At 70.4% G+C, this 24,346-nt stretch carries 22 protein-coding genes and 1 tRNA gene; 13 read left to right on the forward strand and 10 right to left on the reverse strand.

Features of this window, described 5'->3' with window-relative positions:
- Positions 1-38 precede the first annotated feature (38 nt).
- Both K1J60_RS27580 and K1J60_RS27585 read left to right on the forward strand, forming a co-directional pair.
- Positions 39-818 (forward strand): YidC/Oxa1 family membrane protein insertase, encoded by a 780-nt coding sequence (locus K1J60_RS27580; protein ID WP_220648540.1) that lies wholly within the window; start codon positions 39-41, stop codon positions 816-818.
- A gap of 300 nt (positions 819-1,118) precedes the next feature.
- Positions 1,119-1,976, forward strand: coding sequence for a fumarylacetoacetate hydrolase family protein (locus tag K1J60_RS27585; RefSeq protein WP_220648541.1), 858 nt, complete (start codon positions 1,119-1,121; stop codon positions 1,974-1,976).
- A gap of 84 nt (positions 1,977-2,060) precedes the next feature.
- Here K1J60_RS27585 and K1J60_RS27590 read toward each other — a convergent pair whose 3' ends face one another.
- From K1J60_RS27590 to K1J60_RS27600, 3 genes are read right to left on the reverse strand one after another with little or no spacing between them, the layout of a single operon-like run.
- Positions 2,061-2,537 (reverse strand): heme-degrading domain-containing protein, encoded by a 477-nt coding sequence (locus K1J60_RS27590; protein WP_220648542.1) that lies wholly within the window; start codon positions 2,535-2,537, stop codon positions 2,061-2,063.
- Entirely contained in the window at positions 2,534-3,619 is a 1,086-nt protein-coding gene (locus K1J60_RS27595; protein ID WP_220648543.1) for a Gfo/Idh/MocA family oxidoreductase, read from the reverse strand. Before K1J60_RS27595 ends, K1J60_RS27590 begins: the two co-directional genes overlap by 4 nt.
- A complete protein-coding gene (locus tag K1J60_RS27600; protein WP_220652004.1) occupies positions 3,616-3,903 on the reverse strand; it encodes a hypothetical protein in 288 nt (95 codons plus the stop codon). Before K1J60_RS27600 ends, K1J60_RS27595 begins: the two co-directional genes overlap by 4 nt.
- Between K1J60_RS27600 and K1J60_RS27605 the strand changes: the two genes are divergently transcribed.
- From K1J60_RS27605 to K1J60_RS27630, 6 genes are all read left to right on the forward strand, one after another.
- The gene (locus K1J60_RS27605; protein ID WP_220648544.1) at positions 3,868-5,121 is read left to right on the forward strand and encodes an ROK family transcriptional regulator; all 1,254 of its coding nucleotides are present in this window, start codon (positions 3,868-3,870) and stop codon (positions 5,119-5,121) included. The genes K1J60_RS27600 and K1J60_RS27605 overlap by 36 nt on opposite strands.
- A 341-nt stretch (positions 5,122-5,462) precedes the next feature.
- Positions 5,463-6,323: a cell wall protein gene (locus tag K1J60_RS27610; protein ID WP_220648545.1), complete on the forward strand. Its 861-nt coding sequence runs from the start codon at positions 5,463-5,465 to the stop codon at positions 6,321-6,323.
- Between the two features lie 205 nt (positions 6,324-6,528).
- A complete protein-coding gene (locus K1J60_RS27615) occupies positions 6,529-7,308 on the forward strand; it encodes an HAD-IIA family hydrolase (protein WP_033531183.1) in 780 nt (259 codons plus the stop codon).
- 271 nt (positions 7,309-7,579) lie between these two features.
- The gene (locus K1J60_RS27620; RefSeq protein ID WP_398683375.1) at positions 7,580-8,269 is read left to right on the forward strand and encodes a hypothetical protein; all 690 of its coding nucleotides are present in this window, start codon (positions 7,580-7,582) and stop codon (positions 8,267-8,269) included.
- A gap of 9 nt (positions 8,270-8,278) precedes the next feature.
- A complete protein-coding gene (locus K1J60_RS27625) occupies positions 8,279-9,007 on the forward strand; it encodes a class F sortase (RefSeq protein ID WP_220648547.1) in 729 nt (242 codons plus the stop codon).
- A 511-nt stretch (positions 9,008-9,518) separates the two neighbouring features.
- Positions 9,519-10,541: a glycoside hydrolase family 6 protein gene (locus K1J60_RS27630; protein ID WP_220648548.1), complete on the forward strand. Its 1,023-nt coding sequence runs from the start codon at positions 9,519-9,521 to the stop codon at positions 10,539-10,541.
- A gap of 99 nt (positions 10,542-10,640) precedes the next feature.
- Here the strand turns inward: K1J60_RS27630 and K1J60_RS27635 are convergent, their stop codons facing one another.
- From K1J60_RS27635 to K1J60_RS27665, 7 genes are all read right to left on the reverse strand, one after another.
- Positions 10,641-12,578, reverse strand: coding sequence for a radical copper oxidase GlxA (locus K1J60_RS27635; RefSeq protein WP_220648549.1), 1,938 nt, complete (start codon positions 12,576-12,578; stop codon positions 10,641-10,643).
- Positions 12,575-14,572, reverse strand: a complete 1,998-nt coding sequence (locus tag K1J60_RS27640) for a glycosyltransferase family 2 protein (protein WP_220648550.1) — start codon at positions 14,570-14,572, stop codon at positions 12,575-12,577. Before K1J60_RS27640 ends, K1J60_RS27635 begins: the two co-directional genes overlap by 4 nt.
- A gap of 488 nt (positions 14,573-15,060) precedes the next feature.
- Positions 15,061-15,137 (reverse strand) — tRNA-Lys (locus K1J60_RS27645).
- A gap of 63 nt (positions 15,138-15,200) precedes the next feature.
- Positions 15,201-15,644, reverse strand: a complete 444-nt coding sequence (locus K1J60_RS27650) for a hypothetical protein (protein WP_220648551.1) — start codon at positions 15,642-15,644, stop codon at positions 15,201-15,203.
- A gap of 48 nt (positions 15,645-15,692) precedes the next feature.
- Positions 15,693-16,328, reverse strand: a complete 636-nt coding sequence (locus K1J60_RS27655; protein WP_220648552.1) for a hypothetical protein — start codon at positions 16,326-16,328, stop codon at positions 15,693-15,695.
- 74 nt (positions 16,329-16,402) lie between these two features.
- Positions 16,403-17,038, reverse strand: a complete 636-nt coding sequence (locus K1J60_RS27660; protein ID WP_220648553.1) for a hypothetical protein — start codon at positions 17,036-17,038, stop codon at positions 16,403-16,405.
- Between the two features lie 2 nt (positions 17,039-17,040).
- Positions 17,041-17,478 carry a hypothetical protein gene (locus K1J60_RS27665; protein ID WP_220648554.1) on the reverse strand — a complete coding sequence of 146 codons (438 nt, stop codon included), beginning with the start codon at positions 17,476-17,478 and terminating at the stop codon, positions 17,041-17,043.
- A gap of 930 nt (positions 17,479-18,408) precedes the next feature.
- Here K1J60_RS27665 and K1J60_RS27670 point away from each other — a divergent pair.
- The 5 genes from K1J60_RS27670 (at position 18,409) to K1J60_RS27690 (ending at position 24,284) form a co-directional block, all read left to right on the forward strand.
- Entirely contained in the window at positions 18,409-20,004 is a 1,596-nt protein-coding gene (locus K1J60_RS27670; RefSeq protein ID WP_220648555.1) for a peptidoglycan-binding protein, read from the forward strand.
- 143 nt (positions 20,005-20,147) lie between these two features.
- The gene (locus K1J60_RS27675) at positions 20,148-21,293 is read left to right on the forward strand and encodes an SPFH domain-containing protein (protein ID WP_220648556.1); all 1,146 of its coding nucleotides are present in this window, start codon (positions 20,148-20,150) and stop codon (positions 21,291-21,293) included.
- A gap of 96 nt (positions 21,294-21,389) precedes the next feature.
- Positions 21,390-22,007, forward strand: coding sequence for a lytic polysaccharide monooxygenase auxiliary activity family 9 protein (locus K1J60_RS27680; RefSeq protein ID WP_220648557.1), 618 nt, complete (start codon positions 21,390-21,392; stop codon positions 22,005-22,007).
- A gap of 119 nt (positions 22,008-22,126) precedes the next feature.
- The gene (locus K1J60_RS27685; protein ID WP_220648558.1) at positions 22,127-22,597 is read left to right on the forward strand and encodes a DUF3592 domain-containing protein; all 471 of its coding nucleotides are present in this window, start codon (positions 22,127-22,129) and stop codon (positions 22,595-22,597) included.
- A 40-nt stretch (positions 22,598-22,637) separates the two neighbouring features.
- Positions 22,638-24,284: a long-chain-fatty-acid--CoA ligase gene (locus tag K1J60_RS27690; RefSeq protein ID WP_220648559.1), complete on the forward strand. Its 1,647-nt coding sequence runs from the start codon at positions 22,638-22,640 to the stop codon at positions 24,282-24,284.
- Positions 24,285-24,346: the final 62 nt, after the last annotated feature.

The following is a 24,346-nucleotide window of genomic DNA, read 5'->3' on the forward strand; positions in this document are numbered from 1 at the left end:
CTCACCGGCACGACGAGACCCCTGGAGGGCTCACACCCATGTCCGTTTTCGCCGACCTTGTCGCGCACCTCGCCGATCTGCTGCACCCCCTGTTCCACGCCTCCGCGACCGCCGTGGCGATCGTCCTGTTCACGGCGCTCGTACGACTGCTCGTGCACCCCCTGTCGCGGGCGGCGGCGCGCGGGCAGCGCGCGCGGGTCGCGTTGCAGCCGCAGATCGCGGAGCTGCGGAAGAAGCACGCGAAGAACCCCGAGAAGCTGCAGAAGGCACTGCTGGAGCTGCACACGAAGGAGAAGGTGTCACCGCTGTCCGGCTGCCTGCCCAGCCTCTGCCAGCTGCCGGCCTTCTTCCTCCTCTACCACCTGTTCTCCAACACCACGATCGGCGGCGAGGCCAACGCCCTCCTCACCCACCGGCTCTTCGCCGCCCCGCTCGGCGACCGCTGGTTCGACGCGCTCGGCGAGGGCGGGATGTTCGGGTCGCAGGGGCTGGTCTACGTGGGGTTGTTCGTGATCGTCGCCGCTGTCGCGACCTTCAACTTCTGGCGTACGAAGCGGATGTTGGCGGCGGGTACGGCGGGGATGCCCGCCGTGTCGGACGAGCAGCTGCCCGGGATGGCGGCGGGGATGGGGGCGGTCAGCAAGTTCATGCCGTTCATGTCCTTCTTCACCCTGGTCAGCGTGGCGGTGGTGCCGCTGGCGGCCGCGCTGTACGTGGTGACCAGCACGACGTGGAGCGCGGTGGAGCGGGCGCTGCTCTATCCGTTGCCTTCCGCCGAGGCCGCCCCCGGTACGTCGACGGCGGCCGCCACCCGGTAGGCCGGCGAGCCTGGACGCCGGTGGCGGTGGCGGTGGCGGTGGCGGTGGCGGTGGCGGTGGCGGTGGCGGTGGCCGTGGTTGTGGCGATGGCAGCGGCGACGGCGGGGGGCTCGGGTCGAGGGCCGCGCGACCGGTTCATGGTCGCTCGGTTCGCGGTCGCCCGGTTCGCGGTCGCCCGGTTCACGGTCCAGTCCGTGAACCGGCTCTTGCGGAGTGGACCGTGACCTTGGACGATCGATCAGTCCTCCGATGGCTGCACCCATCGGTCGGGCGCGGCGGACGATCGAGGGAGAGACGACCATGAAGCTGCTGCGAGTCGGTACGGCGGGTGCGGAACGGCCCGCGCTGCTCGACGCCGAGGGGGTCCTGCGGGACCTCTCGGAGGTCGTGCCGGACATCGACGGCGCGCTGCTCGCGGACGAGGCGGCGCTCGGGCGGGTACGCGAGGCGGCCGAGGCCGGTTCGCTGCCCGTCCTGGACACGGCGGGGCTGCGGATCGGGCCGCCGCTCGCCCGGATCGGCAAGATCGTCTGCATCGGGCTCAACTACCACGACCACGCGCGCGAGACGGGTGCCGAGCCGCCCGCCGAGCCGGTGATCTTCTTCAAGGCGGCGGACACGGTCGTCGGGCCCCACGACACGGTGCTCGTGCCGCGCGGGTCGGCGAAGACCGACTGGGAGGTCGAACTCGCCGTCGTCATCGGGCGGACCGCGCGGTACGTCGAGTCGCGTGAGGCGGCCCTGGAGCACGTCGCCGGGTACGCCGTCTCGCACGACGTGTCCGAGCGGGAGTTCCAGCTGGAACGCGGGGGGACGTGGGACAAGGGCAAGAACTGCGAGACGTTCAACCCGTTGGGCCCGTGGCTGGTGACCGCCGACGAGGTGCCGGACCCGCAGAAGCTGGGGCTTCGGCTGTGGGTCAACGGGGAGCTGAAGCAGGACGGCACGACCGGGGAGCAGATCTTCGCGGTGAGTGAAGTCGTGCGGTACGTCAGCCAGTTCATGACGCTGTACCCCGGGGACGTCATCAATACGGGGACGCCGGCGGGCGTGGCTCTGGGGGAGCCCGAGCCGAAGCCGTTCCTGAAGGCCGGGGACGTGGTGGAACTGGAGATCGACGGGCTCGGGCGGCAGCGGCAGGAGTTCGGAAGCGCGTAAGGGGCGGGGGACCGCGGTTTGTCGGCGGCCGCGGGTGCGGTGTGGCTTGTCGCGCAGTTCCCCGCGCCCCTTGGGGACCGGCGGTTACATGGCGCCCTTGAAGCGCTCCAGGGCCTCCACCACCATCATGTGGTCCTCCAGCTGGGGGAGGCCCGAGACCGTCACGGTGCCGATCACGCCTGCTCCCTCGACCGCCAGGGGGAAGGAACCGCCGTGCGCGGCATACCGGTCGGGGTCCAGGCGCGAGGAGTCCTCGAAGGTCGTCCCCTTGGCGCGGAAGCGGGCGCCGACGAGGTAGGAGGAGCTGGCGTAGCGCTCCACGACCCGGCGTTTGCGGTCGATCCAGGCGTCGTTGTCCGCGGCCGAACCGGGCAGGGCGGCGTGGAAGAGCTGCTGGGGGCCGCGGCGGATGTCGATGGCGACGGGGGCGTTCCGCTCGCGGGCCAGCTCCACCAGCAGGGAGCCCAGGGCCCAGGCGTCCTCGTGGGTGAAGCGGGGGAGCACCAACTGGCGCTCCTGCGCTTCCAGTTCCTCGATGGTCGGGGTGTCGTGGGTTGTCACAGCTTCACCGCCGTGCCCTCGGCCGCGGACTTCCGGGCCGCCTCCAGCACGTCCAGCGCGGCGGCGGCCTCGTACGCCGTGACCGGGTTGGCGCCCGTGCCGTGCAGGGCGGCGGCCACGGCCGTGTAGTACGCGGGGTAGTCGCCGGGGCGGGTCGGGACGGGGCGGCCGCCGCCGGTCAGGGGGGAGTCGCCGGCGCCGACACGGCCCCAGAGGTCCTCGGGCTCCTGGCCCCAGGGGGCGCCGGGGGTGGGGCGCTCGCCCTCGCGGAGAGCCGCTTCCTGAGGGTCGAGGCCGTACTTGACGTAACCCGCCTCGGAGCCCAGCACACGGAAGCGCGGGCCGAGTTGGGGGGTGACGGCGGAGGCGTAGAAGTGGGAGCGGACGCCGTTCGTGTGCGTCACGGCGATGAAGGTGTCGTCGTCCGTCTCGGCGCCGGGGCGGCGCAGGTCGGACTCGGCGTACACCAGGGTGGCGGGGCCGAAGAGGGTGAGGGCCTGGTCCACGACGTGGCTGCCCAGGTCGTAGAGGAGACCTCCGATCTCTGCGGGGTCACCGGACTCGCGCCAGCCGCCCTTCAGTTGGGGCCGCCAGCGTTCGAAGCGGGACTCGAAGCGGCGGACCTCGCCCAGTTCGCCGTCGGCGATGAGGCCGCGGAGGGTCAGGAAGTCGTTGTCCCAGCGGCGGTTCTGGAAGACGGACAGGAGCAGGCCGCGCGCGTCGGCGAGAGCGGCCAGCTCGCGCGCCTCGGCCGCCGTACCGGCCACGGGCTTGTCGACGACGACCGCGAGGCCCGCCTCCAGGGCGGCGGTGGCGATCGGGACGTGCGTCTTGTTCGGGGAGGCGACGACGACCAGGTCCAACTCGTCCGCCCGGGCCCACAGCTCGTCCGCCGTGGCTGCGAACCGTACGTCCGGGAACTCGGCGCGGGCCTGTGCCTGTCGCTCCGCGTTCGACGTGACGACCGTGTCGAGGGTCAGGCCCTGTGTCGCGGCGATCAGCGGGGCGTGGAAGACGGAGCCGGCGAGGCCGTAGCCGACGAGGGCGACGCGGAGGGGCCTGTCTGTGCTGGTGCCTGTCATGACACCCACTTAAGCAACGCTGTTGCCAAAGTGCAAGCACGAGGGACAATGGGGGTGTGGACGGCAACGGGATCGGTGACGGGTTCGGCGGCGTCGGCGGCGGCAACGGCGGCGGCATCGGTCGAGGGCGCGCGAACGGGAACGGGAACGACGTCGGGAACGGCGTCGGGAACGACGTCGGTAATGGTGCAGGTAATGGGGCCGGTAATGGTGCTGGGAACGGCGTCGGTCTCGGGCGTACCGCCGGAGTGGCCGGGGTGAATCTGCTCGCGTTGCGCAGTCACAACGGGGCGGTGGTTCTGGATCTGCTGCGCAGGGCCGGGGCGGCCGGGATAAGCCGGCTGGAGCTGGCCGATCGGACCGGGCTCACGCCGCAGGCCGTCAGCAAGATCACTGCCCGGCTGCGTGCGGACGGGCTGGTGACGGAGGCGGGGTACCGGGCATCCACCGGCGGCAAGCCCCGCACCGTACTGCGGCTCGTGCCCGACGCCGGGCACGCGGTCGGCCTCCACCTCGACCGCGACGAGCTCAGGGCCGTGCTCTGCGATCTGACCGGCGCGGTCGTCGCCCGGCGACGGGCCCCGCTGGACCTGGGTGCCGGGGCGGACAACGTGGTCGAGGGCGCGGCGCGCGAGGTGGAGGCGCTGTTGGCCGGGGCGAGTGAAGGGCCGGGTGGGGCGAGCGCCGCTTATCGGGGCGGTACCGGGGGCGGTGCGGTTCCCCAGCCCTGGTACGGGGCAGGGCACGGTGCCGAGTCGTTCGAGTCCGGTGCCGCTCCCGCCGCCGATCCCGCCGCCGACACGGCATCCGCACCCGATCCCCGCCGCCCCCCTCTCCTCCCCGTCCTCGGTGTCGGAGTCGCCCTGCCCGGGCCTCTCGATCACCTGCACGGTGTGCTGCACCGGGTCACCGGGTTCCCCGAGTGGGACGGGTTTCCGTTGCGGGCGGCGCTGGCGCGGCGGCTGGGGGTGCCGGTGGTGGTGGACAAGGACACCAACGCGGCGGCCCTGGGGCTCGCGGCGGCCGCCGGGGCGCACGGGTCCTTCGCCTATCTCCACCTCGGTACGGGACTGGGCGCCGGGCTCGTGATCAACGGCGCCGTCCACCGGGGTGCCCGGACCCGGGCCGGGGAGTTCGGGCACCAGGTCGTCCAGCTGGACGGGCCGATGTGCGAGTGCGGGAACCGGGGGTGCGTCGAGGCGCTGTGCCTCGCCGCGGTGGCGCGGGGGGACGTGGAGGAGGCGGCGCGCGTGCTCGGGACGGCGGTCGCCAACCTCGTGGGGCTCCTCGACATCGAGCTCGTGCTGTTGGGCGGGCGCACGATCGAGGCCCAGCCCGAGGTGTTCGTGCGGGGCGTCGGGTTCGTGCTGGACGAGTGGGCTCGGCTGCAGGGAGAGGATCCGGCTGTGCCGGTGCGCATTGCCGGGGGCGGGGCGTCGGGGGTGGCGGAGGGGGCGGCTCAGTTGCTGCTCGCGCCGTTGTTCGGGCGGGAGGACGGGTGAGATGGGGCCGGGGCGCGGGGCGCGGGGCGCGGGGGGCTCCGGTGTGCGGGGGGCCGGGTGTGCGGGGGCCCGGGTGCGCGCGGGGGCGCCTTGGGGGACGGGTTGGTGGGCGGCTGCGGGTTTGCGGGGGGTTGCTCGCGCAGTTCCCCGCGCCCCTGAAAGACGGGGCGGGCCCCGGCCTTGAAAGCGGGCCCCAGCTTCCCGCGCCCCTGAGACCGGTCGTCACCCGTGTCCTGAGTGAGCCGGCGCTGCGCTGATCGAGCGGAGATTCGGGCCTGATCCCATCGCCCCAGGGCGTGGCGGGGCTTCCCCGCGCGGGTGAGTGGCATGGTCATGTGTTCATGCGACTGTGTACATGCCTGACCCTTGCCCTAGCCGCCGCAGGCGCGCTCGTCAGTGGTCCCGCGGCGGCGGCGCCCGCGCCCGAGGCGGACCCGCGGCGGCCCAGCTGCGTCGGTGACGACAGCGGCGCCTTCCCCATCCGGGCCCGGATCCGCGGCGGCCCCGCCACCTACGTCGCCGGCGGCGGCTTCCACACCTGGGCGGTGGAGCTCACCAACACCACCTCCCGGACCTGCGGGAACATCCACCCGGTGGTCGTGCTGGTCGACGACGCGCGCACCCTGAAGCGGACACAGCCGCAGCTGGAGTTCTACGACGACGCCGAGGGCACCACCTCCCGGCCGGTGACTTTCGAACGGACCGACGCGGACGAACTGGTCGGCGTTCTCGGCGGGGACGGGGACGGCGGCGGAACCGGTTTCGCCGTGCCGCCCGGCCGCACCCTCGCCGTCAAAGTCCGCCTCTCCCTCACCTCCGACGCGGCCGTGCCGAACGAGGTCGTGGCGAAGGCGGCCGTGGTCGAGCGACGCGGTGACGACGGCACGTGGGTGGGGGAGTCGAACGACTACCGCTTCCGGATCACCGACGGGGAGGAGGAGGGGGCGGAGGCCGACCAGGACGGCGGCGGCGCGGCGAAGGAGGGCGGTGGCGCGGCGAAAGAGGGCGGTGGCGCGGCGAAGGAGGGGGGCGGCCGCGAGGCGAAAGAGGGCGGCGGCGCGGCCGTACCCGCCGAGCGGCGGCCGTACCCCGACGAACTGGCCGCCTCGGGTATGCGCGCTGCCCTCCCCTACGTGACCGGACTCCTGCTCCTGGCCGTCGGCGGCCTCCTGACGGCGACGGTCCGCAGACGAGCCCGTTGACCGCCACGCCCGCCCCCTGGTCCTGCCCCCCTGGCCCCGCCCCCTGCCCGCCACCCACACCCCCGCTGACCTGAAGCAACCCCAATCTCAGCGGCCAAGATCGGCCTCCTCTTTTCGGCCAGGGCTCACTAGGGTGGGTCGGACCCCGACGTACGGATGTACGGACGTACGGCAGGTATCGACAGAGGCCGGCAGGAGATCGCACATGGCAGAGCGCAAGCCCATCGAGTCGTGGCTCACCGACATGGACGGGGTGCTCATCCATGAGGGCGTGCCGATCCCCGGCGCCGACGCCTTCATAAAGAAGCTCCGCGACTCCGGCCGCCCCTTCCTGGTGCTCACCAACAACTCGATCTACACCCCGCGCGACCTGCACGCCCGCCTCTCCCGCATGGGCCTGGACGTGCCCGTGGAGAACATCTGGACCTCCGCCCTCGCGACCGCGCAGTTCCTGGACGACCAGCGGCCCGGCGGCACGGCGTACGTCATCGGCGAGGCGGGCCTGACGACCGCGCTGCACGACATCGGGTACGTCCTCACCGACCACGAGCCCGACTACGTCGTCCTGGGCGAGACGCGTACCTACTCCTTCGAGGCCATGACGAAGGCGGTCCGGCTGATCAACGACGGCGCCCGGTTCATCGCCACCAACCCGGACGAGACCGGCCCCTCGGCCGAGGGCGCGCTGCCCGCGACCGGAGCCGTGGCCGCGCTGATCACCAAGGCGACCGGGAAGAAGCCCTACTTCGCGGGCAAGCCCAATCCCCTGATGATGCGCACCGGCCTCAACACGATCGGCGCGCACTCCGAGACCAGCGCGATGATCGGCGACCGGATGGACACCGACGTCCTCGCGGGCATCGAGGCCGGGATGGAGACCTTCCTCGTCCTCACCGGTCTGACGACCCCCGAGCAGATCGAGAAGTTCCCCTACCGCCCCTCGACGGTCGTGAACTCGATCGCGGATCTCGTGGACCGCGTCTGATCCTCGGGCGAGGCCGCTGAGACGCTCGGCCGCATAAACCCCCTGACACCCGTACGGAGCAGCAGGGGCGCCTCCCCGGATGCGTCCCGGCGTTCGGCGGGGGAGTCTCGGGTGTGTCTGGAGGTTCACCATGGGCTCAGTACGAGTCACTCTCTGTGCCGGGGCGGTGGTCGCGGCGGCGGTGGCCGCGTGGGCGCCCTCGGCTCACGCGACGGACTCGGGGAACGTCTCGGGGAAAGTCTCGCGGAAAGTCTCGGGGAACGTGTCGGTGGTGCCGTCCTCACCGGCCCCCGGCACCGACATCCAGGTGCGGGCCAGGGGCTGCGGCGGGAGGACGGGAACGGCCGCCTCGACCGCGTTCGTCACGGACGCGCGGCTCACCCAGATCACCGGCAGGACCCCCGGCACGCTCGCCGGGGAGACCCGCGTCCGCTCCTCGCTCGATCCCGGCACCTACGAGGTGCGGGTCACCTGCGACGGCAGGCAGGACAAGATCACGAGCACGATCGCGGTCGGCGACGGGAAGCCCACGTCGGGCACGAGACCCCCGACGGCCGAGCCGTCGCGGTCCGGACCGGCGCGGCCCGGACCGGCGTCGACCGAATCGGCGTCGACCGAACCGCACCTGACCGAACCGCACTCGACCGACCCGCAGTCGACGGCCGACCGGCCGGCCGGCGAGCGACCGGCCGGCGAGCGGTCGGCCGATCGGCGGCCCTCGTCACCCTCCTCCCCGGTCGCCCCCGTCCGCGCGGGCGGCGGTGGAGCGGCGGCCCAGCTCGCGGCGGCCGATCCGGTGGACGCGCGGGGCTCGGACGACCCGGCCAACTCCATGGACGACGCCCGGCACACCGGTCCCGGCGCCCGCCACGCGGTGGTCGGCCTGGTCCTCGCCGGGGTCGCGGCGGTGGCGGTCGTGGCGCGTGGCGCGCGCCGGGGCCGCGATCGCCGCACGGAGTAGGGGGTCGCCGTGTACGGACGGGACTATTCCGACAACGGCAGCGCCAGCGGCAACGGCAACGGTGGCGAAGGCCGGTTCGGGGGAGGGTCCGGCGGCGGGACCGGTCGCGTCATCGCCGGTGTCGCGTGGGCCGTACTGCTGCTCGGGCTGTGGCTGTGGGGCCGCGAGGTCACCGGCGTACGGCCGGGCAGCTCCGCGCCGACGACCGGAGACGTGGCCGCCGTGGGGCGGCCCGCCGAGGCCGAACTGCCGCCCGCCGCCGAGCCGTTGAGAGGTGCGCGGCCACAGCGGCTGGACATCCCCTCGATGGGCGTGCAGGCGCCGGTGGTGGCACGCGGCCTCGACCGGGACGGGGCGGTCGAACCGCCGTCCTACGCCCAGCCGGGCGTCGTCGGCTGGTACGCGGGCGGTGCGCGTCCCGGTGCGACGGGTGCCGCGTTGTTCGTCGGGCACGTCGACACCGAGACCCGGCCGGCCGTCTTCTACAAACTGAGCGCGCTGCGCGTCGGCGAGAAGATCCGGGTGGCCCGCAGCGACGGCCGGATGGCCGAGTTCACCGTGGACGACGTCCAGGTCATGGGCCGCGACGAGTTCGACGCCCGACAGGCCTACGGCGTACGGCAGTCCGGGCGCGCCGAGCTCCGACTCGTCACCTGCGGCGGCACTTTCGACAAGGCGAGCCGCACCTACACGGCGAATGTCGTCGTCAACGCCTACCTGAGCGGAACGGGACCCTGACCGACACAGCGCCTTGAAAGCGCTGTGAGAGCCCGAACTCCGTCCGCGCGCAAGGGACTTTGACCGGAAAGAGACCAACGCGGCGGCCTCGGTGGTACAGGACCGCGGCGCCGTGTATACGGCGTGCTCCCGGCCCGGTCGGCGACCCGCTCCCCCCGGGGTCGCCGACCGGGCCGGTCCTCGACCGCGGGTGCCCGGGCCGCGGGAGTAACCCGGCACCGACGCGGGAGGTCTGGGGGTGAGGAGCCCGCGCAAGGGTGTGAGGGGCCGGTGGCGGGGGCCGTTCGACTGCGACTCTAGAGCGTGGGGGCGTCACCGGCTAGAGGTTGTTTGACGCCAAGTCGACAGACCGTCACTCTCTGTCATGGGGTCAGGTGGTGGCGGTACGGGGGTGCTCCGGGCCCTGTCTCCCTGGGTGTTGGCGCTCGGCGGGTGGTGACGACCTCGTGGGTGAGGCGGGACTTATGTCAGGATTGGGGCTTACGACACGGTGCACCCAAGGGGGAGTTGGATGTACGGCAGTAGGGGGGCCGGGGTTCGGGCGTCCGTGGCGGTGGTGGGGGTGGCGTTACTGCTCGCCGGTTGTTCCGGGGGGGACGACGGTGACGGCGAGAAGGACCGGGCCTCCGGTTCCGGCATCACCCAACAGCCGAACGGCACGGACCCGTTCTGGGTCAATCCGGAGGGGAACGCGGCGGCGCAGGTCGCCGCCTACGAGAAGGCCGGCAAGGACAAGGACGCCAAGCTGATCCGCCGGATCGCCGAGCAGCCGACCGGCGAGTGGATAGGCCCGGAGAACCCGGAGCAGGAGGCGAAGGGCTTCACCGAGGCCGCGGAGAAGGCCGACCGGGACGCGGTCCTCGTCCTCTACAACATCCCGCACCGCGACTGCGGCCAGTACTCCGGCGGCGGCGCGGCCGACGGGGACGCGTACCGGGCGTGGATCGACGGCGTGGCCCGGGGCATCGGGGACCGTCCGGCCACGATCGTCCTGGAGCCCGACGCGGTGCTCCACGTGGTGGACGGCTGTACGCCCGAGGAGTTCCACGAGGAGCGGTACGACCTGTTGACGGGCGCGATCGAGACGCTGGGCGCGCTGGAGAACACGAAGGTGTACCTGGACGCGGGCAACGCGGGCTGGGGCGACCCCGAGGAGATCTACGACCCCCTCAAGTGGGCAGGCGTCGAACAGGCCGACGGATTCGCCGTCAACGTCTCGAACTTCTACACCACCGAGGACTCCATCGCGTACGGCAAGCAGCTCTCCTCGAAGATCGGGGACAAGCCCTTCGTCATCGACACCAGCCGCAACGGCAACGGCCCCTGGAACGAGGGCGACGAGGACGAACGCTGGTGCAATCCGCCGGGGCGGGCCCTCGGGGAGTCCCCGACGACGAAGACCGCGGACCCGTTGGTGGACGCGTATCTGTGGGTGAAGCGTCCGGGTGAGTCCGACGGTGAGTGCAAGGGCGGGCCCAAGGCGGGCCAGTGGTGGCCGGAGTACGCGCTGGACCTGGCGAAGGCGTCCGGCTGACGGCCCGGTGAGGGCTTCTCGCGCAGTTCCCCGCGCCCCTGGAGGGGTGCGGGGAACTGCGCGACCAGCCCCCACGCACCCGCACCCGAGATCGAACCCCTACGGGACCTTTACCCACCGTGCCTCGCTCGGCGTGCCCGCGTCGTCCGTCACGAACAGCATGTACCAGCCCGACTGCACCAGATTCCGGTTCTTCGGCACGGTCACCGTGATCTCGTCCCCGGTCACCTCGAAGTCCACCTCGATCGACTTCTGGTCCACATCGGTCACATGCGTCGACGCACTCGGCCGGATCAGCCGCGCCGACTCGATCGACGACCCGTGCCGCGTACCGAACGTCGTCTTCCCGCCCCGCGCGACCGTCTTCGGCCCTCCGGTCAGCGTCGGCCGCGCGTCCTGGAAGAGATACGGCGGCGTGTAGATCTCGATCCGCTGCTCGAACTCCCCCGGCTTGGTGTTGGCCTTGTCGGAGTACAGGGAGTCCGACCCGAAGAACACGACCCGGCCGTCCGGCAGCAGGATCGACCCGGAGTGGTAGTTCCGGCCCACCAGGGGGTCGGCCACCCGGCGCATCTCGCCCGTCTTCGCGTCGTACAGCCGCGCTTCGAGGATGTTCGAGTCGCCGCGCCCGCGGTAGTCCTCCGAGCCACCGGAGATGAGGACCGTGTCGTCGGGCAGGATCGAGGCCTGCGGGTACCGCGTGCCCTTCGCCAGCCGCGGCCCGTCCACGAACCGCGGCCGGTCGTCCAGCAGATCGATCACCCGGGTCCGCTTGCTGGACCGCTCCGACTCACCGACCCCGCCCCCGCCGATGACCATGTACGTCTCGTCCTGCGCCGGAGGCAGCAGCACGGTCCCGGCGGTCTCCAGCAGCTTGCTGTCGCTCATACCGGGGACCTTGGTGAACTTGTTGCTCCTCAGGTCCCAGATCCCGGGGTCCCGCCCGATGTCGTCCGGGCCGTACCCCGCGTTGGCGCCCGAGTAGAACAGCTTGCCGTTCTGCATCAGGGAGATCGCGGGATAGGTCGGGAACTGCTGGACGCCCTTGGTGTACGTCCACTTCCTGGTCTCGGGGTCGTAGATCTCGTTCTTGCCCGGGACCAGCTGCCCGATCTCGTCGAGGCCGGACAGCGACAGGACGGTGCCGTCCGACAGGGTCGTCAGCGTCGGGTACCAGCGCGCCTCGTTCATCGGGTCGACCTTGATGTACTTCTCGGCGACCGGATCGAACTCGTAGGCGTCCTTGATCCCCTGGAAGTCCTTCTTGTCGAGGGCGAGTTTCTGCGCGATGCCGTACGTGTTCCGCGCGTCCTCGCCCTTCAGGCCGACGACCTTGTAGTTGTCCTCCGTTCCCGTCTCGTACCTCTTGCCGCTGCGCTCGGCCTCGACATAGGCGCGGGCGATCCCCGGCTTGTTGCCGGTGAACCTGCCGGTGTCGGGGTCGAAGGTCTTGACGGCCTTCTTGAGCTCGACGGTGTCCTTGAGGACGAACGTCTTGCCGTTCGCCTTGCCGACGAACCTGGTCCCCGCCTTCAGCTTCATCCCCTTGTCGGGGTTCTCGTTGTGGATGATCATCAGGCCGCCGGCCTTGGTGACATCCCCCTTCAGCTTCTCGTAGCGCTTGGTGCCGCCGGCGATCAGCAGATTGCCGTTGGACAGCTGGGTGTGCCCCGTGCAGAACAGGTCGGCCGGGGTCGGCACCCGCTTGATCGTCTGCTTCACCGGATCCCAGACACGGGTGTCGAACTTCTTCTTGTCGAAGTTCTCGGCGTCGTTCCCCGAGCCCGCGATCAGCAGGATCTTGCCGGTGTGCAGCAGCGCGGCGTGGATGGTGTTCTGCCGGTACTTCTCCGGGAACTCCACGATCTGCCAGTGGCCGTTGTCCGCCTTGTACTCGGGTCTGCTGATCTTGTACTCGTGGTACTTCTCGGTACTGAAGCGGTACACCCACGGCCCGTTCATCCCGGCGAGCGCGAGGACCACCGCCGCGCCGATCGCCAGGCGACGGGCGCGGCGGCGGCCTGCACGGTCCTTCATTCCTTACGTCCCCCAAGTCCGCCCAGGGCGATCTGCATGGTCTGGTCGCTACCCCCGCCGCCCGACCCGGACGCCGCCCAACTCGGCTTGTGCCGGGGAGCGTGGGGCGTGTGTGGGGCGTGCGGTGCGGGGTGTGGCGCGAACGGTGCGGGAGCCGCCTCGGGCGGCGCCACCATGGACCCCTGCAGTTCGGCCGCGGCGGCGGCCTTCTTCCTGTCCTGCCGCAGCATGTAGCGCCAGGCGAAGATGGGGAGGGCGGTGATCATCATGGCGAACGTGGCCCAGATGATCATCGCGGGGTGCGCGTTGCCGAAGACGAACCCGGCGGCGATGGAGGCACCGAAGATCCCGATGAAGTACCAGTGGTACCGGAAGGTGCCGAACCACCTGTCGGGGCTCGCCGAGTCCCCCTTGGGCGTGACCACGAACTTGCTCTTGCGGCGCAGCGCCGAGTCGATCAGAGCCTTCGCGTAGAGCGGCGCCGACAGCGCGGACATCACCATGCCGGCCACGCCGCCGGAGCCCTCCGGCTCGTGCGGGGAGACGTTGTGCCGGCGGTTCCAGACGTACAGGCCTATCTGGAGTGCCGAGGCATTGCCGTAGAGCATCAGCCACACCACCGGGTCGATGTTCACACCCGACGCGCCGAGACCCAGGAACAGGGCACAACTCAGCGCCGCCAGGATCCAGTTGAGCGCCGACATCGGGTAGAAGATGATCATCATCGTGTAGTTGAAGAGCTTGGTCGGCGGCAGCGAGTACCAGCCCTTCCAGTACTGCTTGAGGATCGTCTCGTACGTACCGCGCGACCATCGCATCTGCTGGGTGAAGAAGTCCGTCCAGGCGCTGGGCCCCTCACCCACCGCGAGGACGTCCGGGGTGTACACCGAGCGCCACTTGCGGCCCGTCACCGGGTTCTTGTGGCGGTGGATCTCGAAACCGGTGGCCATGTCCTCGGTGATCGAGTCGTACAGCCCGCCGATCTGCTTGAGCGCCTTGATCCGTACGGCGTTGGAGGTGCCGACGAACATGGGGGCGCCGTACTTGTTGCCGGCGCGCTGGATCAGCGCGTGGAACAGGAACTGCTGGGACTCGGCGGCCTTGGTGACGAAGTTGTCGTAGTTGCCGTACACCTGCGGGCCGATGACGAAGCCGATGTTCGGGTCCCGGAAGAAACCGAGCATCCGCTCCAGGTAGTTGGGCAGCGGGATGTGGTCGGTGTCGACCGAGGCGAAGAAGTCGTAGTCGTCGCCGTGCGCGTCGAGCCAGGCGTTGTAGTTGCCGTGCTTGGTCTTGGCGCGGTGTGGGCCCGTGGGCTGGTTCCACTTCGCGATGCCCTTGCGGGAGAAGTGGTGCACACCCAGGCGCGCGCAGACCGCCTTCACGTCCGCGTCGTCGCCCTCGTCGAGCAACCACACATGCAGAAGCCCGCGGTGGCGGAGCTTCACGGCGGCCTCCAGGGTCTTCGTCACCATCTCCAGCGGTTCCTTGCCGGGAACGAAGGAGGTGAGGAAGGCGACTCTGGTGCCGGTCTCGGGCACCACCGGGATCGGGTCGCGGGCGACCAGGGTGGCGTGCGCGTTCGACAGCACGTTCATGCAGCGGAAGAACTCGATCAGGCCGATCGAGACCAGCATGACCATGTCGAGGGCGGGCAGGAACTCGTACTCGACGTAGTCGCGCTTGGTCCAGTGCTCCTGCTGCAGCAGCCAGGCCAGCAGGACCAGGGAGAGCAGCGGCGCGGCGGCCAGCATCAGGGCGACCCTGAGGCGGTGCGGCTCCTGGGAGATCAGCGACCGGTACTGCACCGTGTACGGCTTGGTCGGGTCGGGCTGGGTGAGCGGGCCGGCGAGGCGGCTGTAGTGCTCGTAGTCGTATCTCGGAAGTGTCTTCCTGAGTTTGCGAAAGGCTCCGGTGCGGTGCGACGGCACCTTGAGCCGGGTCGTTTCGGATGGGTCGTGGTTATGCCGGGCGCCCGTCGGCGTCGACGTCATGAGTCATCCCCCCGCACACACTTCGAGTGTGTGTTCGTCGGTCTTTCGTCCGAATCGGTCCCCCTCGACCGTTACGGACGCATCAGTGGGTCATCGTCACCATGTGATCTACACCATGGAGACACGGGACGACGACCATCCGGTTGCATTGATGCCCCCTTGGCATCTTTGTTCCATGGATACGTGCATGGTGTGCTTAGGTGAGGGCCCACGATCCCCATCCCCAGGGCGTAAACCGCCCAAGGCCCCCCAACTGCCGCGTATCCGCAGTCTCTTACGGCCCAGGGTTCTATGGTGTTCATCTTGATCGCAAGATGCGAAACGCGGCGTTTACCGGTCATACGCGGTCAATGGGGCATGGGTGGAGGATCTGTGGGAAGCGAGAGGGGGAGTGCGCGAGGAATGCGGGGGAGTCGAGAGGGGCGCGTGGGGTGTTGCGCACATGCGGAGAGGCCCCTCGCGATTCACTCGCGAAGGGCCTCTCCGGATGGTGCGCCGCCAGGGACTCGAACCCCGGACCCGCTGATTAAGAGTCAGCTGCTCTAACCAACTGAGCTAGCGGCGCGCGAGAAGAACTTTACCGGAGCGGCGGGGGTGCTCCCGACCACGGAGCACCCCCGCCGAGCCGCTACTTGTACCAGTACTGACTGATCGTGCGGCCGTTGACCTGGAACGTGTTGTCCGCCCGCTGCATGCTCAGGCAGACGTCGTCGCCGTACTTGGCGTTGAACAGGTCCTGGGAGTACCACTCACAGGTCACGTTCTGCAGCCGCTGCCTGGCGCCCCACGTCACACCGAGCCGGGTGAGCTCGCTCGGCGGGTTCCCGACCTTGTCGGTCCGGTCCATGGCGCGCTGGCAGGCTATGCCGTCGCTCTTGGGTACCTCGATCACCCTGGACCAGAGCACTTCCTGCTGGCCGTTGTTGTAGTAGCCCTTCCAGTAGTTCCCGCAGATACGGGAACCCGACTGGGCCTCGGCGGTGCCGGGGACGGCGATCGCGAACAGTGCCCCGGCCGCCACGGCGGCGGCCGCCAGCTTCGCCGTGCGTCGCTTCACGCGTGTGATCCTCATGGTGCCTCCTTGTCTCGATGCGGGTGCCTTGATGGGTGAACTGCCGGATCACATACGGCCGTTGACGGCGTAGCCGACCTTTTCCTTCTCGAACACGTTGCGGGTCCAGTTGCCGAAGCGGACGTTTCCGTTCCATTCGTAGGTGGTGCCGCCTTGGCAGCCCCGGTTCGTCCGGACCCAGCCGCCGGAGAAGTCGCCCTGGGTCCAGCGGCGGACCGCGACCTGAATGGGCTGCGCCACGTCACCGCCGTTGAGATGCACGGTCCAGGTGAAGTTGGTGCTGATCTCCGTGGTCCTCTGATAACCGCCGACCAGCGGAATCACGACGTTGTACCACTTCTTGGAGGGCGAGCTGGCGTTACCGAGATCGGTTCCGCCGCCGACCGCCCAACTGGTGTTCGTGGTCTTCGACTTCGACCACGCGTAGTCGCAGGTCCGGTTCCGGGGGCACTGGAACTCGGTGCCGCGCCATACCCAGTCGTCCCAGGTGTTGCCGGCCCGCTGCCGGGTGACGGAGCGGGTGACGTTGCCGCCGCCGGTGCCGGGGACGATCTGCGCGCCGTCGGAGTAGCTCTGGCTGAAGCACTGGGTGGCCGCGCTGGCGGTGCCCTCGGTCGTGGCGACCGTGGCGACGGCGAGAGCCCCGCACATCAGCATGCGATGCCACATCACTTTACCGGGCATAATCGTGTCCTTTCCTGGAGGATGATTTACCGCGTGAATGCGAACTGGGGGAGATGGAATCGGTCGCAGGCGGGTCACATACGGCCGTTGACGGCGTAGCCGACCTTTTCTTTCTCGAACACGTTCCGGGTCCAGTTGCCGAACCTGAGATTCCCGTTCCATTCGTAGACGGTGCCGCCTTGGCAGCCCCGGTTCGTCCGGACCCAGCCGCCGGAGAAATCGCCCTGGGTCCAACGGCGGACCGCGACCTGAATGGGCTGGGCCACGTCACCGCCATTGAGATGGACGGTCCACGAGAAAGTGGTGTTGATCTGGGTGGTCTTCTGATAGCCCACGATCAGCGGGATCAGGAAGTTGTACCACTTTCCGGAAGGTGAACTGGTGTTACCCAGATTGGTGCCGCCACCGATCGCCCAGCCCGTGGTGGTCGTCTTTGACCTGTCCCACGAGTATTCGCAGGTTCGACCCCGGGGGCACTGGAATTCCGTGCCGCGCCACACCCAGTCGTCCCAGGTGTTGGCCGCCCGCTGCCGGGTGATGGAGCGGGTGACGTTGCCGCCGCCCGTGCCGGGGACGATCTGGGCGCCGTCGGAATGACTCTGGCTGAAGCACTGGGTGGCCGCACTGGCCGTACCTTCGGTCGTCGCCACCGTCGCGAGGGCGAGCGCCCCGCACATCAGAACGCGCTGCCACATGGCGCTACGACGCATGGTCAGTAGACCTGCGACCACTCGACGGGGGTGCGGTTCGCGACCTGGCCGATCAGGTCGACCCGGTTCATGTTCAGGCACGGGTCGTTGCCGTACTTGTCGTTGAACAGATCGCCGGCGTCCTCGCAGGTCCAGGACCGGATGGGCTGGCGGGGGTTCCAGGTCACCTTGCCGTAGCCCGGGAGCTCCCGGCCGTTGATGCTGTTCGTCTTGTCGATGACGCGCAGGCAGATGCCGAAGTCGACCTTGGGCACCTCCAGGACCTTCGCCATGATCCCGACGGTCTTTCCGTTGGCACGGGCCTCCCAGTAGTTCCCGCAGATACGGGAGCCCGACTGGGCCTCGGCCGTGCCGGGCAGCGTGACGGTGGTGGCCGCCGCCGCTGTGATCACAAGAGCGGCCAGGACCGCCTTGCGCTTGAACGGGAGTGCAATCGCCATTGATCTCTCCTTGGTGTCCCCGAAAACAGCCCTCCGGGGAGGGCGGTATTCGAGGTGGGGGGTGGTCGGCAATCAATATGGAGCCGCCCCGAGGCGAAGTCAAGACTTCAAGAACTTTTCTCGGGAGGCTTTTCCGGGTGCCGAGGTCATTCCTTTTTCGGGCAGGCGTGAGCGCCCCTTTCGCGCCTGCGGAAAAGCGGCATGAGGCGAGGAAAGGGGTCACGAAAGAGGAAGCTGGGCGTGCGAAGGAAGCGGGAGTGGATGGGGGGTGATGAACGGCTCCCAAAGAAGGTGGGGGGTCTTTGGAGATGGTTCCGTGAACGTGCAGAAGGCAACGACGGAAGAAGCGCGACATCGAAGGCGGGTGGCACTTTTGGAGTGCCTGCCCGAAACCCCCGTGCCCCGCTTTTTCGTGTGAAGAAGTCATGCAGGACTGGTCAAGACCTGTGGGGAGACTTCTTCGTGGTCAAGCGGCTCTGGTTCAGCGCTGATCATGCAGCCGGTGGGACCGGCCGTCAAGATCGTGCGTGAACGGATTCTATGAACGAAACTCTACCGGCGGGTCACTTACCGACATTAGTAAACCGCTCGGTAACTGCACTCCACAGAAAGGAAGTTGACCGTTCCTTGATGAACCGTCACGAGGGGGGAACAGGTGTTCGCGACGTGCCGCGGTCGTCGGCCGAACGGTCGGCGGCGGGGCCCGCGATCGACGCCGACGGAGGTGAGCCCGAACCCCGCCGGGCCGGCGTCGGCGAGGGGAGGCTCTCCGGGCGGGGCGGGGCGGGGCGGGGCGGGCAGTGCCTGGCCAGGCCGGGCCGGGCCGGGTACATCATTTGGACCGTCAGCATGCGACACCGGATGACAGTTGAGAAACTGACGGGCGTGCAGAAGCGTGGAATTCTTCGGTCGGTTCGCGAGGGGAATCGTATGGAGACTCCGGTATTCGAGGAGATCGATCCGGGGGCCGATTGCGATTGCCCCGGCTGTGTCCACTGGCGGCGGGTCATGCCGTACTCGACCCAGTACGCCCATCTGAGTCACCCGGCGGCCAGGACCGCCAGGAACGCCCTCGTGGTGGCCACCGCCGCCGGTGCCGCACTCGGCGCGGCGCATGCGGTACCCGCGGTCGCGGCGGCCCACGGCCCGTCCGGTCCCGGTGCCGTTCCCGCAGGTGAGGAGCCGAAAACCCCGCAGGGGAAGAAGGCTCCGCTGCACGGCCCGGGCGGCCGTCCGGCGGGCGGGGAGAAGCCGCCGAAGGGGGTGACGACGCCGCCCACCACCCGCGCCGAGATCATCGAGCGGGCCGAGAAATGGATTGCCGACGAGGTGCCGTACAGCATGCGCGAGTACTGGTCCGACGGTTATCGCCAGGACTGCTCGGGGTTTGTGTCGATGGCCTGGAACCTCCCCGGAAACGAATGGACGGGAAGTCTCGACACGTTCGCACAGCGGATTTCCAAGGACCGGCTGGAACCCGGAGACATGCTGCTCTTCCACAATCCGAAGGACCCCCACCGGGGCTCGCACGTCGTCCTCTTCGGCGGCTGGACGGACCACACGGAGACCCACTACATCGCCTACGAGTCGGCCCGCCCGTACGCCCGCAGGCAGGCCACCCCCTACGGGTACTGGAACAACGCGACCCGCTACGTGCCGTACCGCTACAAGGGGCTGATCCCGGACGGCGCGGGCTCTTCCGGCGACGGGACGGACGCCGCGAACGGCTCCGACGACCCCGACGGCTCCACCGGCGGCTTCGAGGGCGTCGGCGCACCCGCCGCCCCGGTAGACACCGTCGGCGCGAAGGGGTCCGCCGGGCCGTCCGGTGGTGACCGTTTCCCCGGCGCCGCGGCCTTCGGCCCCGGGGCGCGGAACAAGCACGTCGCCCGGCTGGGGCAGATGCTGGTGGCGCGCGGCGGGGCCCGCTTCTACACCGGCGGTCCGGGGCCGATCTGGTCGGACGCCGACCGCAGGGCCACCCGGGCGTTCCAGTGGGCGCAGGGCTGGTCCGGCCGTCACGCCGACGGGATTCCGGGCCCGTTGACCTGGTCGTACCTGGTCACCGGGAGGGGCAGGGACATCCCGCCGGCGCCGGGCGGGAGCCCCGGCCCCCAGGGCACGTCGGCGGTCCCGCCGAGGCCCCCCGTCGTGCACCGGCCGACGGGGAGGCCGGGAGGCCCGGGCCCGTCCGCCTCGACCGGCTCGCCCGTCAGGCCCGGCACCCCGGAGGCCCCGGAGGCCCCGAAGTCCCCGGCAGCCCCCGTGACACCCGCCTCGCACGGTGTCCTCGGCTACCCGGGGCGCGCCATGTTCCGGCCGGGCGCGGACAACGTGTTCGTCACCCGTCTGGGGAGGCGGCTGGTCGAGAAGGGGTTCGGCAAGTACTACACCTCGGGTCCGGGACCGCGCTGGGGTGAGTCGGACCGGCGGAACGTGGAGGCGTTCCAGCGGGCCCAGGGGTGGCGCGGCGGCGCGGCGGACGGCTACCCGGGCCCGGAGACCTGGCGCCGCCTGTTCTCCTGACGCCCTCACCCCTCGCCCCCCCACCCGTCCACCCCCCCACCCCCCCCACCTCTCCCCCTCACCCCTCACCCCTCACCCCTCACCCCTCGCCCCCTCACCGACCCTCACCACGGTTCTTCCTGCGCGGAGGCATGGAGGCACGTATGAGTACGACCACCTCACACACCCCGGAGCCCGAGGGGGCCGCGCGGCCCGCCCGGCTCATCCAGAACGAGACGACCACCGAGATCCCCGTCCATCTGCTGTTCCGGGACGACCCCGCCCCGGTCTCCGTCCCGGTCACCCCCGCCGTCGTGGGCCGGCGGCGCGGCACCGGCGAGCAGCCGAGGGTGCGGCAGGGGCCCGCCTCCGTGAAGTCGCGCCCCGCGGTCGAGGTCGACCCCGAACTCGTCGAGCGCCCGGCCCGGGTGATGCCCGGGGTGGTGGGTGTGCTGGGCGGGGCGTGCGGGGTGGCCGGATGCGTGCTCACCTCCTGGTGGGCCGGGGTGTTGCCGGGGCTCGCGGTACGGGCGCTCGGGCTGCCGACCGCGTACGCGGGCGCCGGGCTCGGACCGGCGCAGTGGGCCGCGTACGCGGGGGCCGGGGCTCTGACGATGTTCGGGTTCGGCGGGCTGGCGCGGGGACGGACCGGACGGGCCTGGGTGCTGGGGCTGTTCGGGCGCTACCGGGGGACGGTCCGCCGCACCGGGCTGCTCTGGGTGAACCCGCTCGTGCTGCGCCGCCGGGTCGACGTACGGCTGCGGCACTGGCGGAGCGAGCCGATGGCGGCCGTCGACGCGAACGGGGTGGCGCTGCGGGTCGTCGTCCTCGTGGCGTGGCGGGTCAGGGACACCGCGCGGGCCCTGCTCGGGATCGAGGACCATGAGCGGTATCTGCGCGAGTGCGTGGAGGCGGCGGTGTCCCGGGTGCTGTCGCGGCTGCCGGCGGACGTGGCGCCGGGGGCGCTGGTGCGGGACTCGACGCTGCGCAACACGGAGGCGGTGGGCGAGGCGCTGACCCGGCTGGTGGCGGCGGACGCGGCGCCGGTCGGGATGGAGGTGTTCTCGGTCCAGCCGATCCGGATCGAGTACGCGCCCGAGGTGGCCGCCGTGATGCAGCGCCGCCGGATCGCCGCGCTCGACGCCCAGCACCGGGACACCGTGCTCACCTCCGTCGTCGACTCCGTCGAGGACACGGTGACCCGGCTGACCGTGCGCGGCCTGGTCGAACTCGACGACTACGAGCGCAAGGCGCTGGTGAAGGACCTGACGGTGGCGTTCTATACAGGGCGCCGCGAAGTGTCCCCGTGAACCCGGAAATTGGTATGGACATGTTCAACCGGCACCCATAATCTGGGACTTGGTCTAGACCTGGAAACACCCCCACGTACTCCAGGGAGCGGCAGCATGCGCAAGCACACGCGTAGCAGGACCAAGTGGTACGCCGCCGGCGTCGGCCTGGCCACCACCGGAGCGCTCGTCCTCTCCAGTGGTGGCGCCACCGGCCACGGCTACACCGATCTTCCCGTCAGCCGGCAGAAGCTCTGTCAGAACGGCACCGTGACCAACTGCGGCGACATCCAGTGGGAACCGCAGAGCGTCGAGGGACCGAAGGGCTTCCCGGGCTCAGGGCCGGCTGACGGCCAGATCTGCTCCGGCGGCAACAGCAGGTTCAACCAGCTCAACGCGTCCACGAAGCCGGGCGGCGGCGCCTGGCCCACCACCAGGGTGACGGGCGGTCAGAACTACACGTTCCGCTGGCAGTTCACGGCCATGCACGCCACCACCGACTTCAAGTACTACGTCACCAAGGCGGGCTGGAACCAGAACCACGCCCTCGCCCGCTCCGACCTCAACCTGACCCCGTTCCTCACGGTCCCGTACAACGGCCAGCGCCCACCGTCCACGCTCTCCCACACGGGACGCCTGCCGTCCGGGCTGAGCGGCCACCACGTGATCGTCGCCGTCTGGACGATCGCCGACACCACCAACGCGTTCTACGCCTGCTCGGACGTCACCTTCTGAGCGGCTCCCCTTCCGGCCCCGCCAGTTCTGAGCATCTCTTGAGCTGCGCGGGGCCCCCACATGGGTACGTTCCCCACGCGCCGCCGGCCAGGGCGGACACCGAACCCCGGGGGAACACCGTGAACGCCTTCTTCTACCTCATTCCCGTGGTCATCATGACCGTCATCGCCTTCATGGCGTACCGCGTGCTGCGCCGCTGGCTCCAGATCCGCAGTGCCTGGAACAGCGGCCTGACGGCCGAGGCGCGCTGTCTGAAGGCGTTCACCACGGTCAGCAAGACCATGGGCGAGCACAGCGCCGTGCGCACGACGATCCACCACGTCTACGAGTTCAGGACCCACGACGGCCGATCCGTCCGCTTCGAGGAGGAGGACGGGCCGATGACGACGGTCGAGGGCGACTTCGTCACCGTCCACTACACCGACGGACCGAAGGTGATCGCCACCGCCCATCAGCCCGGCCGACGGGTCAAGGAGGCCGCGGCGGGCATCGGCCTGCTGGCCTTCCTCGGGGTGGCCTTCGCGTTCTGCGTCTTCTTCATGGTCACCTTCCACCAGTTCTCGACCGACACCTCGTACCCGACGCCGTGACCCTCCACAACTGACGGTCTGTCAACTACCGTGCGCCGACATGGAGTCCACGAGGCGCACGGTCGCACAGCTCGTCGCCGACCGGTGGGGCGACCACCGGCCCGGGCTGTGGTTCGAGGAGCAGGTCCTGACCCACCACGAGGTCACCGCCGCAGCCGCCGCCCGCGCGGCCCTGCTCACCGACCTCCTGCCACCGAAGGCCCACCCGCATCTGGGCGTCCTCCTCGACAACACCCCTGAATTCCCGATGTGGTTGAGTGCGGCGGCCCTCGCGGGCGCGGCCGTCGCCGGGGTCAACCCCACCCGGCGGGGCCCCGAACTGGCCCGCGACATCCTGCACACCGAGTGCCGGGTGCTGATCACCGAACAGGCCCACCTCCCGCTCCTCGACGGCCTCGAACTCCCCGGCGTCCGCGTCCTGGTCACCGGCACCCAGCCGTACGCCGATCTCCTCGCCCCGTACACGGGCGCCGAGCCCGACCCCACCCGGGCCACTCCCGCCGACCGTCTCCTCCTCTACTTCACCTCCGGTTCCACCGGCGCGCCCAAGGCCGCCATCTGCTCCCAGGGACGGCTCGCGGCGGCCGGGCGGGCCCTGGTGGACCGCTTCGGGGTGCGGCGGGACGACGTGCACTACATCTGCATGCCGATGTTCCACGGCAACGCGGTCATCGCCGACTGGGCCCCCGCCCTGGTCGCCGGGGCCGGTGTCGCCCTGCGCCGCCGGTTCTCGGCCTCCGGGTTCCTGGACGACGTACGGGCGTACCGGGCCACGTACTTCACCTATGTCGGCCGGGCCGTGCAGTACCTCCTCGCCACCGAGCCCCGCCCCGACGACCGGGACACCCCGCTGCGCACGGGCTTCGGCACGGAGGCGGGCGCGGTGGACGCGGCGGCGTTCGAGGAACGCTTCGGGGTGCGGCTCGTGGAGGGGTACGGATCGTCCGAGGGCGGGGCGGCGATCCAGCGCACGCCCGGGGCGCCGCCGGGCGCGATCGGGCGGGCGGCACCCGGCGACGACCTCGCGGTGGTCGACCCGGAGACCCGGAAGGAGTGCCCGCCGGCCGTCTTCGGCGAGGATGGCCGACTGCTCAACGGCACGGAGGCGATAGGGGAGTTGGTCAACCGGGGCCCCAACCCCTTCGAGGGCTACTGGCGCAACCCGGAGGCGGACGCCGCCCGCCGCCGCGACGGCTGGTACTGGACCGGCGACCTCTTCTACCGCGACACCGGCGGCTTCCTCTACTTCGCCGGTCGCACCGACGACCGCCTCCGCGTCGACAGCGAGAACCTCGCCGCCGCCGTCATCGAGAACATCCTCGCCCGCTACGAGGGCGCCGAGGCCGTCGCCGTGTACGCGGTCCCCGACCCGGTCGCCGGGGACCAGGTCATGGCGACCGTCGCCGGCACCTTCGACCCGTGCCGCTTCGCCGAGTTCCTGCTGGCCCAGCCCGACCTGGGCACGAAGATGACGCCGCGTTTCGTACGGGTCGTCCGGTCCATGCCCGTCACCGCCACCAACAAGATCCAGCGCGCCACCCTCCGCCGCGAGGGCTTCCGCTGCGCGGACCCGGTCTGGTGGCGCCCGCCGGGGAAGTGGGCGTACCGCAAGTTCTCGGCGGTGGATCTGGCGCGGCTGGTGACGGAGTTCCGGGCGCGCGGACGGGAGGAACTGCTGACGGGGTAGGGCTGGGCCTACCTCCCGGACACCACCTGCGCGTATGGCCGCCGCCGACCGCCCCCGCCTAC

Source organism: Streptomyces akebiae (genome assembly GCF_019599145.1).
In the GTDB taxonomy this organism is placed as follows: Bacteria; Actinomycetota; Actinomycetes; order Streptomycetales; family Streptomycetaceae; genus Streptomyces; species Streptomyces akebiae.